Source organism: Streptococcus sp. 1343, assembly GCF_013277355.1.
GTDB lineage: Bacteria > Bacillota > Bacilli > Lactobacillales > Streptococcaceae > Streptococcus > Streptococcus pseudopneumoniae.
In genome coordinates this window covers 13,748-15,052 of sequence record NZ_VMMT01000026.1, presented here as the reverse complement: position 1 = coordinate 15,052, position 1,305 = coordinate 13,748, and the positions used below count along the sequence as shown (strand labels likewise).

The following is a 1,305-nucleotide window of genomic DNA, read 5'->3' as shown; positions in this document are numbered from 1 at the left end:
TATCTGCAACCTCAAAGCTGTGCTTTGAGCAACCTGCGGCTAGTTTCCTAGTTTGCTCTTTGATTTTCATTGAGTATTAAATTGTGCTATCGATTGTCATCATCTTGCTAGAAAAAGGGATTGAAGGCCTTTTCGTGAGCGATAGTAGTAGCTGGACCATGTCCTGGATAGACATCGTAGTTTGGTAGGGTGAAGAGTTGGGTCTGGATACTATGAAGGAGTTGCTCCATGCTACCAGTCGGAAGGTCGGTCCGTCCGATAGTTTCGCGGAATAGAGCATCTCCCGTCAAGACTAGGTGAGCATCAGGAAAGACTAGGGAAACACCACCGATAGAGTGCCCTGGGGTCGGTAGAACCTTAAAACGAAATTCCTCTAGTTGGTATTCTTCGTGAAAGACAAAGGTGTGTTCTGCAGGTTTTGTGACCACATCTGCCATATCATCGTGGCGAGGGAGACCGGAGAGATTATCGACAGGAGTGTAGAGCCAGCTGGCTTCGCTCTCTGCGATATAGACAGGAGGATTGCCAAACGTCTCGCGAACCAAGTCCAGACTCATGATATGGTCATAATGGGCGTGGGTCAAGAGAATAGCACAGATCGGTTTGTTGATCTTCTCGATTGTCTGACGAATGGCTTCCCAATGACTACCAGGATCGACGACGATGAGGTGCTTTTCGCCTTCTAGATAATAGGTATTTTCATAGGCAACAGGATTCACGGTTTTATGGATTTTCATACTAGCTCCAATCTCAAAGAATGTACTAATACTCTTCGAAAATCTCTTCAAACCGCGTCAACTTTATCTGCAACCTCAAAGCAGTGCTTTGAACAGCCTGCGGCTAGCTTTCTAGTTTGCTCTTTGATTTTCATTGAGTATAAATTAAGTATAGCACAGTTAGGGAGAATAGGTAAGGATTTAAAATGAACTTAAAAACCAGCATAACTAGATGAAGACAGGTTGGTTATCAATTTATCACTATTGGAGAGGTGTCAATTGCCCTTCATAGGTTGCATAAACTCCGTCATTAGCTTGTTTGATAGACGTGATGTTTAGAGTGCTACCGTAGTTGGCTTCTCATTTGTCGCTATATTCACTATAAGTTATCCTACTGGGCAGGTTCTGGTCGTTAGCATAGTATTGAACGAGTTTTTTATAGCTTTGCTGGCTGAATAGGAACAGGCAGCAAACTCCTAACATTAGGAGAGCAAAGATAGAAATAGCAGTTTTTTCATAGGTATTCTCTTTATAAACTAAAGGATAGAAGAAAGTATCTTGAGGATTTTTATACTCTTCAAAAATCTCT

The 1,305-nt window shown here is 42.4% G+C and carries 2 protein-coding genes; both read right to left on the bottom strand.

Annotation, left to right across the window (positions count from 1 at the left end; all coding sequences use genetic code 11):
• Window positions 1-107: 107 nt before the first annotated feature.
• Window positions 108-737 carry an MBL fold metallo-hydrolase gene (locus tag HT709_RS04190; protein WP_000690854.1) on the bottom strand — a complete coding sequence of 210 codons (630 nt, stop codon included), beginning with the start codon at window positions 735-737 and terminating at the stop codon, window positions 108-110.
• Between the two features lie 339 nt (window positions 738-1,076).
• On the bottom strand, window positions 1,077-1,305 hold a 229-nt coding region (locus HT709_RS11580), incomplete at its 5' end, for a hypothetical protein (protein ID WP_205403338.1).

Coding starts and splice junctions, on each gene's coding strand:
- HT709_RS04190 (WP_000690854.1), bottom strand. CDS start 737: ATGAAAATCCATAAAACCGTGAATCCTGTTGCCTATGAAAATACCTAT.